Here is a 16987-nt window from a genome sequence, read left to right as displayed (position 1 = left end):
CCGCCCTTCACGGTTTCCGCCCACACCGGGGACCGGGATCTGCCACGCTCGGATTTCTGGTGCGACCTGAGGGTCGTGAGAGAAACCAGGCGCGGACAGTGACCAAAGGAGATCCCCTTCCATGACCCTGACCAGGAACCGCCGAGTGCTCGTGGGAGCGGCGGCAGCCGCGTCGGTCCTCGCCGCGGGGGCGGCCGCGGTCGCCTTCTCCGGCTCCGCCACGGCCGCCGAGCCGGCCGCCGCCAAGCCCGCCACGGTCACCGTCGACGGTAACGAGCTCAGGTACCAGGCCGCCCCCGGCCAGGTGAACAAGCTGGTCGTCACCCGGAGCAGCGAGGGCGTGGAGAACGACACCAGCCCGTTCGGCACCAGCAAGTACACCTGGGTGTTCGACGACAGCGTCGAGATCGAGGGGGCGGCCGACCTGTGCACCTACCCCCAGGCGTCCGACCGCACCCTGATCCGGTGCTCGCTGGTGGTGGAGCACACCCAGAGCCCGGGCTACGTCTCCACGATCAAGCTGGGCGACAAGAACGACTCGGTCAAGTACGTCAACGACAACAGCGGCGGCTACGAGGCCGACGTCTTCCACCTCGGCGCCGGCAACGACGTGTACTCGTCCAAGGGCACCAAGGACGGCAGCCGGATCGAGGGCGGCAACGGCAACGACACGATCACCACCGGTCGTGCGGCCGGCGACCAGTCCTCGGTCCAGGGTGGCAACGGCAACGACACGATCCGCCTGGGCCGTGAGTACCTCGGCGCCGACGGCGGCGCGGGCAACGACAAGATCTACGGCCAGGCCGCCGCCGACTGGCTCGACGGCGGTGCGGGCAACGACTCGATCTGGGGCGGGGCCGGCCGGGACACCATCGAGGGCGGGGCCGGCAACGACAAGCTGTACGGCCAGGGCGGCGCCGACTGGATCTACGGCCAGGGCGGCAACGACAAGCTGTACGGCGGTCCGGGCGCCGACGTCCTGCGGGGCGGCCCGGGCAAGAACGTGGTCAAGCAGTGAGCTGAACAGCTGAGTCCGAGGGAGCCCTCGGTGCCGTGGCCGGAACTGGCCGCCGCACCGGGGGCTTCACCGGTTCTGCGGCGGGCCGGCTCACCAGGACCAGCCGCGTTCGGCCAGCAGCAGTTCGCGGCGGGCGCGCAGGTCGCGCCCGGCCAGGCGCTGCGGCGGAGGGGTGGCAAAGCCGGTGGGGCAGGTGCTTTCGCCGGTCTCGGGCACCCCGGCCAGCCGGCAGGCGCGGCCCAGCAGGGCGTCGTAGGCCGCCGCGCTGGCCTCCAGGCGGGCGGCCCGCGCGAAGATCGACTCGTCCCAGTGCAGCCGGTTGATCTCGTCGGCCAGGGCGTGCAGGCGCAACTGCAGCCGCAGGGCCTCGAACGGATCCGGCTCCGGGGGCGGGGGCACGGTGGCGAACGGGGCGGCGAGCCCACGCAGGACTTCGCGCCGCCCGGGCTCCCGCCGCCGGAACGCGGCCAGAGCCGCGGCCAGGGCCAGGGCGGTCAGGATCAGCACGATGATCATTGGTCTGGTCCATCTGCTCAGTGATGTCGGGGCGTCCCTTACTGCGGGATGTCCGCACCGCCTCAGCAACTCTACGATCCGCGCCGACAAGATCACTATGCGTTTGTGTGCCCTCTGACCGCATTGCGTCGACCGGCCCGGATCGGCCGGCCGGTGATCTCCGTCGCACCCCTATGGATCCAAAGTGAAACTGTTAGGATCCAGTCGAGATGGCGATGGAGGAGCTGTTCCGTCGGCCGTGCGAACCCGATCGAGGAGAAGCCTTGTCTTCCGAGCTGCGCGAAGGTCTGCCCGCCCTGCCTGAGGTAAGCCCGTTCTTCCTGGCCGGGCAGTGGCAGGCCGAGGGGGAGGGACGTGAGCTGTTCGACGTTCTCGACCCGGCCACCGAGGAGCGCCTCACCCAGGTGCCGCAGGCCACCACCGCCGACGTGGACGCCGCCGTGCGGGCCGGGCGCCAGGCCCTGGCCGACCGCGCCTGGACCGGTCTGGCCCCGCTCGAGCGCAGCCGGGTCCTGCACCGGATCGCCGATCTGATCGAGGCCGACCTGGAGGCGCTGGCGATCCTCGAGACCCGGGACAACGGCAAGCCGATCGAGCGCTCGCGGGCCGACACGGCCAGCGCGGCCAGAACTTTCCGGCACTACGCGGGGGCGCCCTCGCGCCTGGCCGGGGCCACCGTGCCGATCGGCGACGGGCACCACGTCTACACCACGCTGAACCCGGTCGGGGTGGCCGCGCTGATCCTGCCCTGGAACTTCCCGATCATGACCGGCGCCTTCAAGATCGCCCCGGCGCTGGCCGCGGGCTGCTCGATCGTGGTCAAGCCGGCCGAGCAGACTCCGCTGACCATGCTCCGGCTGGCCGCGATCATGCGCGAGGCCGGGGTGCCGGACGGTGTGGTCAGCGTGCTCACCGGTGACGGCCGGGTCGGCGCCGCGCTGGTCGAGCACCCGCTGGTGGCCAAGGTCAGCTTCACCGGAAGCACCGCGGTGGGCCGGCTGGTGGGGCGCTCCGCGGCCGGGACGTTCAAGCGGGTCACCCTGGAGCTGGGCGGCAAGAGCGCCAACATCGTGTTCGCCGACGCTGATCTGGACGCCGCCGTGACCACCGCGATGCGGGCCTCGTTCGGCCACTCCGGGCAGATGTGTACCGCGGGAAGCCGTCTGCTGGTGCAGAACTCGATCCTGCCAGAGATGACGGCCCGGCTGGCTGCCGCGGTGGCGAAGGTGCCGATGGGCGACGGTCTGGCCGGTGGGGTCTCGGTCGGCCCGCTGGTCTCGGCCGAACAGCGCAGCCAGGTGCTCGGCTACATCGAGAAGGGCCGGGCCGACGGGGCGGAGCTGGTGCACGGGGGTGGTGCGCCGGAGGGGGCCGGCTACTACGTCGAGCCCACGCTGTTCACCGGGGTGCGCAACGACATGGTGATCGCCCGGGAAGAGATCTTCGGGCCGGTGGTGGGGGTGCTCGGGTTCGATGACGAGGACGAGGCGGTGGCCGTGGCCAACGACTCGAACTACGGCCTGGCGGGCGGGGTCTGGACCCGCGACCTGGGGCGCGCGCACCGGGTCGCCGCGGCCGTCGAGGCCGGGACGATCTGGGTGAACACCTACAACGTCTTCGACCCGGCCCTCGGCTTCGGCGGGCTGAAGGACTCCGGCATCGGGCGCGACCTGGGTGACGAGGCGCTGCTCGGCTACACCGAGACCAAGGCCGTCGTGGTCGCCTACTGAACCGGGCCGATCAGCTGGCGCGGGCAGACCGGGACCGGAATCTCTGGAGTTGATGGATCCAATCATGTTACTTTCGGATCCGAAATTGCGATCAAAGGCGGATGGTGTGGAGAGCTCTCTCGATGCGGCCCCGGCCGCGGTGCCACTGCTGACCAGCGGTGCGGGCGGCGGCGGGCACGCAGGTGCGGCCATCGACGTGGCTCGCGAACGGGCCCGTACGCCCGGGGCCACCGTCGCCCACCACTTCAACGCCGCCGGTTCGGCCCTGCCCAGCCATAGCGTGGTGCAGGCGGTGGTCGACCACCTGCGGCTGGAGGAGCGGCACGGCGGGTACGAGGCGGCCCACCAGGTCGCCGACCGGATCGAGGCGGTCTACCAGGACGCAGCGCGGCTGGTGGGGGCCGACCCGGCCGAGATCGCCCTGTTCGACAGCGCCAGCACCGGCCTGCGGACGATCGTCGAGGCCCTGCGGCTCGGGGCCGGGCAGCGGCTCCTGGTCAGCCGCTCCACCTACGTCAGCCACGCCCTGCACCTGATGAGCCTGGGCCGGGAGCACGGCGTCGAGGTGGTGGTGGTGCCGAACTCGGCCTCCGGTGCGATCGATCTGCAGGCCCTGGACTCCGAGCTGGCCGGCGGCGGCCCGGCCATCGTCTGCGTGGCGCACATCCCGACCTCGTCCGGCCTGGTCGAGCCGGTCACCGAGATCGGCGCGCTGGCCCGGCGGCACGGAGCCCGGTACGTACTGGACGCCACCCAGTCGGTCGGGCAGGTGCACCTCGACGTGGCGGCGATCGGCTGCGACGCGATGGTCACCACCGGCCGGAAGTTCCTGCGCGCCCCGCGCGGCACCGGATTCGCCTTCATCGGCCGGGAGATCGCCGGTTCCCTCGCCCCCACGGCGCCCGACGTGCGGGGGGCGGTCTGGACGTCGGCCCGGGACTGGGAGCTGAAGGACAGCGCCCGCCGGTTCGAGACCTGGGAAGCCTCGATCGCCGGCCGGATCGGCCTCGGGGTCGCGCTGGGCGAGGCCCTGGCCCTGGGGACCAGGCAGATCGAGACCCATCTGGTGCAGACCGCCGCCGCGGTGCGGGAGGCGCTCGTGGTGGTCCCCGGGGTCACCGTGCAGGACCCGCCGTCCTCGCCCTCGGCCATCATCACCTTCACCGTCGAGGGCCTGCCCGCCCGCCGGGTCAACGAGCTCCTGGCCCAGCACGGCCTGCGCACGGTGTCGGTACCCGCCTCGCACGCCCAGTGGGACCTGGGGGCCCGCGGCGTGGACGCGGTGGTGCGGGCCTCACTGCACGTGTACAACGACGAGACGGACACCGCTGCCCTGGTCGAGGCCGTGGCCGGGATCGCGGATTCGGCCGAGGCGAGGGCGGTCTGAGGTGACCGACGTCGAAGTCCTGGTCGCCGGCCTCGGCGTGCACGGCTCCGCCGCCGCCTACGAGGTCGCCCGGCGCGGCGTGGACGTGCTCGGCCTGGAGCAGTTCGGCGAGGGCCACTCCCGGGGTTCCTCGTACGGTCGCACCCGGATGATCCGCCGCGCCTACCCCAACCCGGTCTGGAACCCGTTCGTCGAGCGCGCCTTCGACGGCTGGGCCCGCTGGTCGGCGGCGTCCGGTGAGGAGCTGCTCCACCGGACGGGTGGTCTTTACACGTTCCGCGAGTCCACCACCATGCAGGGTCCGGGCTGCCGGCTGGTCGAGGACCACGCCGAAATGGCCCGCCTGATGCCCGGGTTCCAGCCACCCAGCGGATATCGCGCCGTCCACGACCCGTCCGCCGGAGTGCTCGAGGCCGCCCGTGGGCTGGAGGTCGCTCGCGCCGGGGCCCGGGCCGCCGGGGCCGAACTGGTGTTCGGTGAGACGGTGCTGAGCTGGCGCCAGGAGGGCGAGCGGTGCATCGTCACCACCGATCAGCGCGAGATCACCTGTCGCAAGCTGGTGCTCAGCGCCGGAGCCTGGGCCGGGCACCTGGTGCCCGAGCTCGCCCACCTGTTCGAGGTCTGGCGCATCGTCACCGTCACGCTGGCCCCCGGGCAGGAGCCCGGCCAGGTGCCGCAGCTCGGCTGTTTCTCGGTCGACCGCCCGGAGGGTCTGGTCTTCGGCATCCCCGACGCCGACGGCAACGGGTTCAAGGCCGGTGTGGACCTGGGCCCGGTCTGGGACCCGACGGTGCCCGCCACCCCGCCCACGGCCGACGAGATCGCCGGGCTGACCGGCCTGATGCAGCAGTACGTGCCGGGCATCCGGGCCGAGGTGGTGGAGGCCGTCGCCTGCCTGTACACGATGACCGCCGACCGGCGGTTCGTGCTCGGCCCGCTGCCCTGGGCCCCGGCCGTCACCGTCGCGGCCGCCTGTTCCGGGCACGGCTTCAAGTTCGGCCCGGCCCTCGGCGAGGCGGTGGCCGACCTGGTCCAGGAAAGACCCCGCCCCGAACTGGACTTCATCGGCGTTCAGCGCCGCCTCACCACCCAGCAGGAGGATCAGACGTGAGTGACACCCACTGGAACGACCCGCTGACCGAGCAAGAGATCGCCGGTGTGATCGCCCTGGTCCGCGCCGACGAGCGGATCGGCGAGCGGCCCCGGTTCTGGGGGATCGCGGTGGACGAGGCCCTGGCCCGGGCGCTGGCTCCGGGGCAGGGGCGGCCGGTGCGCACCGTGGTGATGAACCCGGACGCGCACGCCGCCTGGGAGATCGCCGCCTGGACCGCGGGTTCCGACCGAGAGGCCGCGCTAGTCAGCTGGCGTCCGGTCGACGCCAAGCGCCCGGGGGTCTCCAGCGAGGAGGCCCGGCTGGTGGCCGCCGCCTGCCGTGAGGACCAGGGGCTGAAGGACGCGCTGGCCAAGCGCGGCATCACCGACGTCTCACTGGTCTGGGTCGACCCCGAGTCGATCACCGGTTTCGAGCCCGCGGGCTACGAGGACCGCAGGCTCTCCTGGGGCACCGTCTGGCACCGCGAGACGGCCGACGACAACGGCTACGCCCGGCCGGTCTCCGGGCTGGTGCCGATCGTCGACCTGGAGACGCTGAAGGTGATCGCGATCGAGGACCACGGCGTGGTGCCGATGGCCTCGGAGACCGGCAACTACCGCTCCGGCACCTGGGGTCCCGACCGCGAGGTGGCTCCGCTGGAGATCATCCAGCCCCAGGGGCCCGGTTTCGGTATCGACGGGCAGGAGGTGACCTGGCAGAACTGGTCGTTCCGGATCGGCTTCACCCACCGGGAGGGCATGGTCCTGCACGACATCACCTACAACGACCACGGCACCGTCCGCCCGGTGATGAAGCGCGCCGCGATCAACGAGATGTACGTGCCCTACCTGGATCCCGACCCGACGGCCTACCGCAAGAACTTCTTCGACTGGGGCGAGTACGGCGCCGGCCCGCTGACCGCCTCGCTCGAGCTGGGCTGCGACTGCCTGGGCGAGATCCGGTACTTCGACGCGGCCGTGCTGAACGGGCACGGTGAGGCCCGGACCATCAAGAACGCGGTCTGCCTGCACGAGGAGGACCACTCGATCCTCTGGAAGCACGTGAACACCCGCACCGGGGAGGCCGACGTGCGCCGGGCCCGGCGTCTGGTGGTCTCGTTCTTCGCCACCGTGGCCAACTACGACTACGGCTTCTACTGGTCGTTCCACCAGGACGGCATGATCGAGCTGGAGATCAAGCTGACCGGCGTGATGTCGGTCTCCGGCATCGCCGACGGGGCCACCCCGCCCTACGGCCGGATGGTCGCCCCGAACGTCCAGGCCCCCAACCACCAGCACTATTTCGGCCTGCGGCTGGACATGGGGGTGGACGGCCCGGTGAACCGGCTGTACGAGGTGCACTCCGAGATCGAGGAGGACGAGGAGCTCAACCCCTACGGCAACGCCTGCAAGACGGTTCGTACCCCACTGCTCACCGAGAAAGCCGCCGCCCGCCGGGCCAACCCGGCCACTGCCGTCCACTGGTTGATCGAAAGCGACGACACACGAAACCGGTTCGGTGACAAGACCGCCTACCGGGTCTCGATCCAGAACACCGCCCGGCTGTACGCCAAGCCGGGCAGCATCGTCGAGCGCAAGGCGCCGTTCGTGGCCCAGCACCTGTGGGCCACCGCCTACGAGGGCAGCGAGCGGTTCATCGCCGGGGAGTACCCGAACCAGGCCGATCTGGGGGCCGACGGCGTGCAGGTCTGGCAGCAGGCCGACCGTTCGCTGGACGGCGCCGAACTGGTGCTCTGGCCCGTGGTCGGGGTGCACCACACCCCGCGCCCGGAGGAGTGGCCGATCATGCCGGTGCACCGGATCGGGATGCGGCTGGAGCCGGACGGTTTCTTCGACCGCAACCCCTCGCTCGACCTACCGGCGCCGATGAGCGCCCACAGCGAGTCCTCCGGCTCCTGCTGCTCCGGCCACTGAGGCCTCCGGCCGTCAGAAGGGTTCCGGGAGAACCCTTCTGACGGATCCGGCAGTGCAGGTCTTCAGCCCCGGAAGACCGTGGAGGAGCGGCGCTCGTACCAGTGCGCCAGGTGCTCGCCCGCCTTGATCACGTGCTCGCGCATCTCCCGGCCGGCCGTGGCCAGGTCGCCCTCGGCCAGCGCGGCCACGATCCGCTCGTGCTCGCGGAAGTTCTCGTCCCGGTGCCGGGCGTCGTTCACGATCAGCTGGGCCGAGACGTTGCGCGGGAACGTCTCGTTGATGTCGTTGACCGCCTTGGCCAGGCGGGCGTTCGCGGCGATGGACAGGATCAGGGTGTGGAACACGTCGTTGGCCGGGCGGCCCGACGAGGCGGGCTCCTCGCCCCGGCTCAGCGCCGAGGAGTGGTCGTACATCTCCTGGTTGGCCTGCCGCAGCTCGGCCAGTTCGGCCTCGGTGATCCGGCTGACCGCACGGGTGGCCGCCAGGGCCTCCAGCTCGGCCCGCACCTCGTAGGCCTCGCGCACCTCCCAGGGGGCCGGAACCCGCACCACCGCACCGCGATTGGGCAGCACCTCGATCAGCCCGCCGCTCTGCAGCTGGCGCAGGGCCTCGCGCACCGGGGTGCGGCTGACGCCGAAGTCGGAGGCCAGTTCGGCCTGGCGCAACTGGGCGCCGATCGGGATCTGGCCCGACATGATGCGCTCGCGGATGCGGGCCGCGACGTCGTCGACGAGCGCGTTTCCCGTCTTTTCCGCCCCGGCCGGATCGGCTGCCGCCATGCCTGTCGTTCTCCCCTCAAGGCGCGCCCGGGCAGGCGCAGGTCAAGACCGAAAACGCTAGCAGAAATCCGGCGATGGACCCGATCTGCAACTGCGTGGCTATCAACCAACCACTTTGGGATCCACTAATGCTACGTTGGGATCCATTCTTGGCGAACGACCGGAGGTGTGTCGGTGCTCAGGCGCGAGGACAACGAGAAGCTGACCCAGACCGGCCCCGGCACGCCGCTGGGTGGTCTGATGCGGGCCTACTGGCAGCCCGCGGCGCTGGTCTCGGAGATGTCCGAGGAGAAGCCGGTCAAGGCGGTCCGGTTGTTCGGCGAGGACCTGGTGCTCTTCCGCAAGCCCAAGGGCTGGGGGCTGATCAGCCGGTTCTGCGCCCACCGCGGCGTGGACCTGTCCTACGGCCGGCTCGAGGACGAGGGCCTGCGCTGCCTCTACCACGGCTGGCTCTACGGGGCCGACGGCCGCTGCCTGGAGCAGCCGGCCGAGCCCCAGCACAGCCGGTTCACCGAGAAGATCCGGATCGCCAGCTACCCCTGCGTGGAGAAGAACGGCATCATCTTCGCCTACCTCGGCGCCGGTGACCCGCCGCCCTTCCCCGACTACGACTGCTTCACCGCGCCGGACGAGTACACCTTCGCCTTCAAGGGCCTGTGGGAGTGCAACTGGCTGCAGGGGGTGGAGGGCGGCATCGACCCCAGCCACGTCTCCTTCCTGCACCGCTTCATCGACGAGGACCCGCGCGAGACCTACGGCCAGCAGTTCAGCGAGGAGGTCGAGGGCACCGGCCAGAAGCTGTCCAAGCTGGTCGGCGACAACTTCCGCCCGGACATCGAGGTGGAGAGCGCCGATCACGGCCTGCGGGTCTTCGCCGTGCGCCAGCTCACCGAGGCGGTCAAGCACGTCCGGGTCACCAACCTGCTGTTCCCGAACGCGTTCGTGGTCCCGTTCGGCACCACCAAGGTCTTCACCCAGTGGCACGTGCCGATCGACGACCACAACCACTACTGGTACATGATCTGGTACGACTTCGCCGAGACCACCGACAAGGAGACGCTGCTGCAGCAGCGCCTGGCCGAGGTCAGCCTGCCCGACTACCGGCCGCTGCGGAACCGCTCCAACAACTGGGGTTTCGACCCGGTCGAGCAGAAGAACGTGACCTACACCGGGATGGGCCTGGACATCAACGTCCACGACCAGTGGGCGGTGGAGAGCATGGGCCCGATCCAGGACCGCACGGTCGAGCGGCTCGGCGTCTCCGACCGGGCGGTCACCGCCAACCGGCGGATGCTGCTGAAGGCGATCGACGCGTTCGCCGCGGGCGGGCGGATCCCGGCCCACCCGCTCGACGAGACCGAGGCCGCCACCTACACCGGGCCGCTCGCCGTGGACACCATTGCCGCGAACGAGAACTGGCAGGAGCACTGGGTGGCACGCGAGGACGAACGCCGCCAGGCCTCGCCCTGGGCCCGCACCGCCGTGCCCTCCGAGGTGAACACCGATGCGTAACCACGACGAGCGGGACGTGGCCGAGGCCGGGGAGGGCCAGGGCGCCCGCCCGATGCTGGCCAAGGACCGCGGCGGTTTCGTCGACCGGCACGATCTGTGGACCGACGCGCAGTACGCCGCCTCGGCCCAGATGCGCCGGGTGATCGACGAGATCGGCCTGGACATGGTCCGGTTCGCCTTCGTCGACCAGCACGGCCTGCTGCGCGGCAAGACCGTCACCCGCTCCGGCGTGGCGGCCGCCATGCGCTCGGGCCTCACCGCGCCGAGCTCGCTGCTGCTCAAGGACACCTCCGGCAAGTCGGTGTTCCCGGTGTTCAGCGCCGACGCCGGGCTCGGCGTCGCGCAGCTGGCCGGGGCCGGGGACATCGTGCTGGTGCCCGACCCGACCACGTTCCGGGTGCTGCCCTGGGCCGGGCGCTCCGGCTGGATCCTGTGCGACCTGAGGTTCCCGGACGGGTCGGAGGTCGCCTTCAGCACCCGCGACCTGCTGCGCAAACAGCTCGATGCCCTGGAGATGCGCGGTTACCGGATGACGGTGGGCGCCGAACTGGAGTTCCACGTCTTCCGCGCCGGTGGTTTCGACGCTTCGCAGGTCGGGCGTCCAGGAGCACCGGGCCAGGCCCGGGAGGTTCTCCCGACCAGCCCCGGCTCGCAGCTGCTGCACGAAGAGGCTCTGGACGGTTTCGACGACCTGGTCCAGGCCCTCTACCGCGGCCTGACCGCCCTGGACCTGCCGCTGCGCTCGATCGAGCTGGAGTTCGGCCCGAGCCAGCTGGAGATCACCATGGACGCGGCCGACGCGGCGGTCACGGCCGACGCAGTGGTGCTGTGCCGCAGCGCAGTACGGCAGATCGCCCGCCGGCTGGGCTACGAGGCCACCTTCATGTCCCGCCCACAGGGGGCCGAGACCGCTTCCACCGGCTGGCATCTGCACCAGTCCCTGACCTCCGCCGTCTCGGGCGAACCAGTGTTCGTTGCGCCGGACGCCCCGCTCTCCACGACCGCGCAGCACTACCTGGAGGGCCTGCTCACCCACGCCCGCGCCGCCGCCGCGTTCAGCACGCCCACGGTCAACGGGTACAAGCGCTACCAGCCCTACTCCCTGGCTCCGGACCGAGTGGCCTGGGGGCAGGACAACAAGGGCGCGATGGTGCGCGCCGTCGGTGGCCCCGCAGACCCCGCCACCCGCCTCGAGAACCGGTCCGGCGAGCCCACCGCCAACCCGTACCTCTACATCGCTTCCCAGTTGGTCAGCGGCCTGGACGGGCTCGACCGCCGGCTGGAACTGCGCGCCCCCACCGAGAACCCCTACGAGACCGACGCCCAGCGGCTGCCCCGCTCGCTCGCCGAGGCCGTCGATGCACTGGAAGAGGACAAGGCCTTCACTGACGCTTTCGGCCCGGATGTGATCAGGTGGTACTGCGCGATCAAGCGCGCGGAGTTCGACCGCTACCTGATGCACGTCTCGGACTGGGAGCAGCGTGAGTACCTCGGGATGTTCTGACTTCCTCGACCGGCCGGCCACCGAGCTCGCCGCCCTGCTGCACACCGGCCAGGTGAGCGCGGTCGAAGTGCTCACCGCCCACCTGGAACGCATCGCCGCGGTCAACCCCACCGTCAACGCCCTGGTCACCCTGGTCCCCGAGCAGGCGCTGGCCGAGGCGGCCGCGGCGGACGCCCGGCGGCAGTCGGGTGAGCCGCTGGGCCTGCTCCATGGGTTGCCGGTAGCGGTCAAGGACGTGGTCGACACGGCGGGGATCCGCACCACCTACGGCTCGCGGATCTACGCCGGCCACGTGCCCGAGCAGGACGCGCTGATCGTGCAGCGGATGCGGGCGGCCGGCGCGATCGTGGTGGGCAAGAGCAACGTCCCGGAGTTCGGCGCGGGGTCGCACACTTTCAACGAGGTCTTCGGCGCCACGCTGAACCCCTACGCCACCGACCGCTCGGCCGGAGGCAGCAGCGGGGGAGCAGCGGCCGCGCTGGCCTGCGGCATGGTCGCCCTTGCCGACGGTTCCGACCTTGGGGGCAGTCTGCGTAACCCGGCCTCGTTCAACAACGTGGTCGGTCTGCGGCCCAGCGCTGGCCGGGTGCCGTCGCCCGGCCCCGGAAACGCCTGGGACCCGGCCGGAGTACTCGGGCCGATGGGGCGCTCGGTGGGTGATGCCGCCCTGCTGCTCTCGGCGATCGCCGGCCCCGACCCCCACACCCCCTTGTCCATCGACGAGCCCGGCTCGGTGTTCACCGCGATCGGGCCGCGCTCGCTGGCCGGCACCCGCATCGCGTTCAACCACACCGTCGGCGGGCTGCCGTTCGAGCCCGAGGTGCTGGCCGTTGCCGAAGCCACGCGCGAGCGCCTGGTCGCTGCGGGCGCCGAAGTCACCGACCTGGAACCGGATCTGTCCGGCGCCGACGAGGTTTTCGAGACGCTGCGGGCCCTGAGCTTCCTCGACGGTCGCACCGCAGACGTCGAGGCCCACGCGGATCTGGTCAAAGCGACGGTCAAGCAGGATGTTTCCTGGGGTCGCGAGCTCACCCCGCAGCAGATCAACCGGGCCCTGAGCCTGCGCACCGAACTGTTCCGCCGGCTGCAGGACCTGCTGGCCCGCTTCGACGTGCTGATCGCGCCGACCGTCCAGCTCCCGCCGTTCCCGGCGAGCATTGAATACCCCAGTTCGGTTGCCGGAGTGTCGATGGAGCGTTACTACACCTGGATGCGCTCCTGCAGTCGCATCACCGCCACCGCGATGCCCGTGCTCGCCGTCCCCGCCGGTTTCACTCCGCAGGGGCTGCCGGTGGGCATGCAGATCGTCGGCCGTCATCGGGGCGAGCAGGAACTGCTGGCCTTCGGCCTGGGCTGGGAGCGCGAGTTCGCCGACGTCTTCGCCCGCCGCCCAGTAGTTCTCGATTGAAGACGTCGGTGAGCACCCAAGGTGCCGATCGGCACCTTGGGCGGTCACCGACGTCCATAATTCAAAGGCCCCTAGGCTGGGGTGGTGCAGGTTGCCTCGCTCGGATACCGAACCGATCTGATGTTGCGCCGACTGGGTGGCTCGCAGGTCTCTGACCGCGGTTCTCACCTAGTGGTGCGTACTCCGGCCAACCCCGTCTATTGGTGGGGCAATTTCCTGCTGCTGCGCGAGCGTCCTGCAGCGGGGGAGTGGCCGGGCTGGGTGGCCGAGTTCCAGCGCGAGTTCCCCGAGGCCGATCATGTCGCCCTCGGCCTGGACACGGCTGACGGAATGGTCGAAGACGCCGCCGATCTGGCCGATCTGGGCCTGGACGTGCTGGTCGACACCGTGCTCGCGGCGAGTTCGCTCCGCACGCCGGTCCGACCGGTCGACGCCGAGATCCGCCCGTTGCGTATGGACGAGGACTGGCACCAGATCACCCGCCTGCGTCTGGCTTCGGGTGAAGACGCTGTGCTGGAAGACTTTGCGGCGGCGAAGACCGAGGAGTTCCGAGCCTTGGCGGCGGCCGGCCACGGCGCCTGGTTCGGTGCCTTCGTCGATGGGCAAATGCGATGCGGGGCTGGGCTGTTCAGCGACGGCGGCGGGGTGGCCCGATTCCAGAACGTGGAGACTCATCCGGACTTCCGCCGTCGGGGCCTGGCCTCTGCCCTGGTGCACGAACTGGGGGTCTGGGGGCTGGACCGGCTCGGCGCGTCGCGTCTGGTCATCATCGCCGACCCGGACTACCACGCGCTCGGCCTCTACCGGGCCCTCGGATTCGAGGACGTCGAGCATCAGGTGCTGCTGCAGCGACCGCCCGGCGCCTGATCGGCAAGGCGCATACCGGGTGATATCGCCCTCGACAGATCGTTCCGGCCGAACTACTGACATTTTGTGCCGCCTTGGCTACCTTCAGTACGACCTCGGCGGAGCCACCAACTTCTGTCGGGGTTGACGTCTGCGCCGTCGAGTCTGTGCGTCCCAGTCGTCGCCCGTGCATCGACCTCCGCCCACCCCCAGGGAGACTTGATGGTCCGGAAACGACTGGCGGCCACGATCGGCCTCGCCATCGCCCTACCCCTGAGCACGGTCGTTCTTCCTTCCGCCGCCATGGCGGCGGACGAACCCAGCGTCGCCGAGTCCGACATCAGCCTGGGCAGCCGGGCCCCGCGCCTGGTCGACGGCAAGGCCGTCAAGGTGCCCTCGACCTACCAGGCCGACAAGACGAAGCTGAAGAAGTCGGCCGCCGCCGCGCCCACCCCCGAGGTCGGCACGGTGCGGCAGTGGGTCGCCTCGGACGACCGGGAAGGCTACTACCGCAAGGACTTCACCCTGCGCGGCGTGGGCGAGCACATCGAGGTCTGGGTCGCCAACGACATCGCCTTCCCCGAGGGCGACTGCCGCAACGCCGTCGAGGGCAGCACCACGGTCACCGAGGCGCAGGTGGCCGGGCTGATCAACCAGTTCGACACCAACATGTACCCGAAGGAGACCGCGGCCTTCAGCACCCCGCCCGACCGTGACGGCAGCAAGGCCGTGCTGGGGCCGGACGCGAACGGCAACGGCGGCGTCTACACCGGTGGCGGCGAGAAGACCGTCACGCTGGTCGACAACGTGCGTGATGACAACTACTACGACTTCCCGGCCGTGCAGACCTACACCGCCGGCTTCTTCTCCTCGTACCTGAACGAGCTCTTCGACCGGAACGTGATGACGATCGATGCGTTCGACTGGACGCATCGCACCACCGCGAACCCGGCCGACGCGGCCACCGACGACCCGTGCACGAGCCGCCCCGCTCGTCCGTGGTTGTACGAAGGCGTTTTCGGGCACGAGTGGCAGCACCTGCTGCAGTACTACACCGACCCGAACGAGGTCACCTGGGTCAACGAGGGCCTGTCCGACATCGCCATCGCGCTGACCGGTTACGCCGACACCAAGGCCACCGTGAACCAGGCCGGTTTCGACAACCACCTGATCTGCCACCAGGGCTACGGCACGGTGCAGACCAAGTTCAACCCCAACCCGCGCGACTGCGGCGGCGCCCAGAACTCGCTGAACCTCTGGGGCGAGGACGCCGACAACCCGAACGCGGTGCTGGCCGACTACGGGCACGCGTTCGCGCTGATGCTGTTCCTGCAGGACCGTTACGGCCTGGACTTCATCACCGCGCTGCACAACGACGGCAAGCTCCAGGGGCTGGCCAGCGTGGCGGCCGAACTGAAGGGCGAGGGCGTGAAGGACGTGTACGACGTCCTGCACGACTTCCAGTCCGCCACCCTGCTGGACGCGTTCCTGGACAAGTCGAAGAAGTCGAAGATCTCCGGCGTCTCGAAGTCCAAGGTCACCAGCAAGAGCCTGAACACCTCGGTGAACCTGGCCAACCCGCAGTCGTACGCCGAACCGGGCGCGGCCCCGAACGGCGCCGACTTCGTGCCGGTGCAGAAGAAGGGCAAGGCGATCCGCGGGAAGGACCTGAAGACGCTGAAGTTCAGCGGCGCCAAGACCCTGCCGCCCCTGCCGCTGGCCTGGACGGTCAAGAGCGACGAACCGGACCGCGCGGGCAACCCGGTGCTGTTCTCCGGCAACGAGAGCAACACCGACGCCGGCCTGGTCACCGAGGTCACCGTGCCCACCGCCGACCCGACCCTGAAGTTCCTGGCCAAGTACGGCGCCGAGGCGACGTACGACTACGGCTACGTCAGCGTCTCCACCGACGGCGGGAAGACGTACAGCGCGCCGATCCCGGGCAACCACACCGTCCCGGACGGCCCGCTCGGCCCGGGCCTGAACGGCACCACCACCGGCTTCGAGGCCCAGGAGTACGACCTCTCGGCCTACGCCGGCAAGAAGATCCTGATCAACATCCGTTACGTCAGTGACGGCGGGGTCAACGAGGGCGGCCTGCTGATCGACGACCTGACGGTCGGCGGCACGGTAATCAGCGACGGCTCCAGCCTCGCGCCGTTCGACTCGCCCACCGAGATCGTGCCGATCGCCGTGCACAACTGGAACGTGCGGCTGGTCGGCCTGGACGCCAAGAAGCACCAGGCCGTCCAGGTCACCTTCGACGGCAAGTCCGCCCTGGACCTGGGCAGCAAGAGCAAGCAGCTGAAGAAGCTCAGGGGCTACGACCAGGTCGTGGCGATCGTGGCCTACGACGAGCCCACCGAGCAGGTGCAGCAGTACGCCCCCTACACGCTCACCGTGAACGGTGTCGTGCAGCCGGGTGGCAGCACCAGCTGATCGCCTGATCGCCCCTCAGTACAGGTGCCCGCCGTCCACGGTGACGGCGGGCACCTGCGCTTTGGAAGCCTGGTGCTGCTTCGGGCTCGCCGCCCTCGCCCAGTACCTTTGAGCCCGATCGCGTTCTCGTTGGACCCGAGAGCTGGGTGCGAGGACGGGCGCAGATTGATCAGGCAGATCTTCTGGGGTGTGGCAGTAGCGATCGTCGTGGCCGTCATGTTGCTCGTAGTTCGGCAGCTGAAGCTACCCGAGGACGTCTCTGGCAACTGACCGATCACAGGCCAGGTCGGCGGCGGAGCCGGGCACTCACTTCCACTGCTCAGACGAGTCGGGAGGTGAAGCCGGCGGCTGTCAGCTGATCGAAGGCGTCGCACACTTCGTCGGGCATGGGCTGGGGAATGGCAAAACCCTTGTCTGCGTAGAGTTTGATCCGCTGGGTGTCGCCCACGAGCATGTTCACCACACGTTCGGCGTCTCCGATGCCGGCGATGTAGTCGTCCAGCGTGAGGGCAAGCGAGGCGCAGCGGACCGTCTCGACTTCTGGCCAGAGCTTTCGGCAGGTCGCGTAGGCCCGGCGTTGCTGATAGGGCCGTGAGACGAGTGTGACCGACTGGGGCTCGATGCCGCTGCTGCGGAGCAGGTCTCGGGTGAACGTGATGTTCTCCCCGGTGTTCCGGGCATTCGGTTCGACGAGTAGTAGTGCTTTGTTAGGTTGGTACGAGTTGGTGGCATTGGGGGCAGATCCCGCGCCAGGTCGCGATCAGGTACTGGAGTTCGCGGAGGATGGCGTAGAGAGTGGGAGCTGCCCGCTGGCTTTTGGG

13 protein-coding genes and 1 pseudogene are annotated in these 16987 nt (G+C 70.1%); 11 read left to right on the top strand and 3 right to left on the bottom strand.

Annotation, left to right across the window (positions count from 1 at the left end):
• Positions 1-121: 121 nt before the first annotated feature.
• Entirely contained in the window at positions 122-1018 is an 897-nt protein-coding gene (locus tag QSK18_RS22820; protein WP_232810032.1) for a calcium-binding protein, read from the top strand.
• Positions 1019-1108: 90 nt separating this feature from the next.
• Here the strand turns inward: QSK18_RS22820 and QSK18_RS22815 are convergent, their stop codons facing one another.
• Positions 1109-1534, bottom strand: a complete 426-nt coding sequence (locus QSK18_RS22815; protein WP_232810033.1) for a hypothetical protein — start codon at positions 1532-1534, stop codon at positions 1109-1111.
• Between the two features lie 263 nt (positions 1535-1797).
• Here QSK18_RS22815 and QSK18_RS22810 point away from each other — a divergent pair, with 263 nt between their 5' ends.
• The 4 genes from QSK18_RS22810 (at position 1798) to QSK18_RS22795 (ending at position 7678) form a co-directional block, all read left to right on the top strand.
• Positions 1798-3264 (top strand): aldehyde dehydrogenase family protein, encoded by a 1467-nt coding sequence (locus tag QSK18_RS22810; RefSeq protein ID WP_285623029.1) that lies wholly within the window; start codon positions 1798-1800, stop codon positions 3262-3264.
• Positions 3265-3370: 106 nt separating this feature from the next.
• Complete coding sequence (locus QSK18_RS22805) at positions 3371-4651, top strand: aminotransferase class V-fold PLP-dependent enzyme (protein WP_285623026.1); 1281 nt, start codon at positions 3371-3373, stop codon at positions 4649-4651.
• 1 nt (position 4652) lies between these two features.
• Positions 4653-5762, top strand: a complete 1110-nt coding sequence (locus QSK18_RS22800) for an FAD-dependent oxidoreductase (RefSeq protein ID WP_285623023.1) — start codon at positions 4653-4655, stop codon at positions 5760-5762.
• Positions 5759-7678 (top strand): primary-amine oxidase, encoded by a 1920-nt coding sequence (locus QSK18_RS22795; RefSeq protein ID WP_285623020.1) that lies wholly within the window; start codon positions 5759-5761, stop codon positions 7676-7678. The genes QSK18_RS22800 and QSK18_RS22795 overlap by 4 nt, the downstream gene beginning before the upstream one ends.
• Before the next feature lie 62 nt (positions 7679-7740).
• On the opposite strand, the gene QSK18_RS22790 is transcribed toward QSK18_RS22795, so the two are convergent.
• The gene (locus tag QSK18_RS22790) at positions 7741-8457 is read right to left on the bottom strand and encodes a GntR family transcriptional regulator (RefSeq protein ID WP_232810038.1); all 717 of its coding nucleotides are present in this window, start codon (positions 8455-8457) and stop codon (positions 7741-7743) included.
• Between the two features lie 174 nt (positions 8458-8631).
• Between QSK18_RS22790 and QSK18_RS22785 the strand changes: the two genes are divergently transcribed.
• The 5 genes from QSK18_RS22785 (at position 8632) to QSK18_RS22765 (ending at position 16166) form a co-directional block, all read left to right on the top strand.
• Complete coding sequence (locus QSK18_RS22785; RefSeq protein WP_285623017.1) at positions 8632-9969, top strand: aromatic ring-hydroxylating dioxygenase subunit alpha; 1338 nt, start codon at positions 8632-8634, stop codon at positions 9967-9969.
• Between the two features lie 52 nt (positions 9970-10021).
• Positions 10022-11473: a glutamine synthetase family protein gene (locus QSK18_RS22780; protein WP_352396623.1), complete on the top strand. Its 1452-nt coding sequence runs from the start codon at positions 10022-10024 to the stop codon at positions 11471-11473.
• On the top strand, positions 11451-12881 hold the full coding sequence (locus QSK18_RS22775; RefSeq protein ID WP_285623013.1) for an amidase: 1431 nt from the start codon (positions 11451-11453) through the stop codon (positions 12879-12881). The genes QSK18_RS22780 and QSK18_RS22775 overlap by 23 nt, the downstream gene beginning before the upstream one ends.
• A gap of 84 nt (positions 12882-12965) precedes the next feature.
• Positions 12966-13748, top strand: coding sequence for a GNAT family N-acetyltransferase (locus QSK18_RS22770; protein WP_285623010.1), 783 nt, complete (start codon positions 12966-12968; stop codon positions 13746-13748).
• 201 nt (positions 13749-13949) lie between these two features.
• Positions 13950-16166: a M6 family metallopeptidase gene (locus QSK18_RS22765; protein ID WP_285623007.1), complete on the top strand. Its 2217-nt coding sequence runs from the start codon at positions 13950-13952 to the stop codon at positions 16164-16166.
• A gap of 319 nt (positions 16167-16485) precedes the next feature.
• On the opposite strand, the pseudogene QSK18_RS36000 reads toward QSK18_RS22765, so the two are convergent.
• Positions 16486-16863 (bottom strand): annotated as a pseudogene (locus QSK18_RS36000) (YdcF family protein); the annotation flags it as partial.
• Between QSK18_RS36000 and QSK18_RS22755 the strand changes: the two are divergent.
• Positions 16769-16987, top strand: a 219-nt coding sequence (locus QSK18_RS22755) for a hypothetical protein (RefSeq protein ID WP_285622983.1), incomplete at its 3' end; no start/stop codon positions are given. The pseudogene QSK18_RS36000 and the gene QSK18_RS22755 sit on opposite strands and share 95 nt — an antisense overlap.

The organism is Kineosporia sp. NBRC 101677 (assembly GCF_030269265.1).
Classification (GTDB): domain Bacteria; phylum Actinomycetota; class Actinomycetes; order Actinomycetales; family Kineosporiaceae; genus Kineosporia; species Kineosporia rhizophila.
This window is presented reverse-complemented; position numbering and strand designations above follow the sequence as displayed.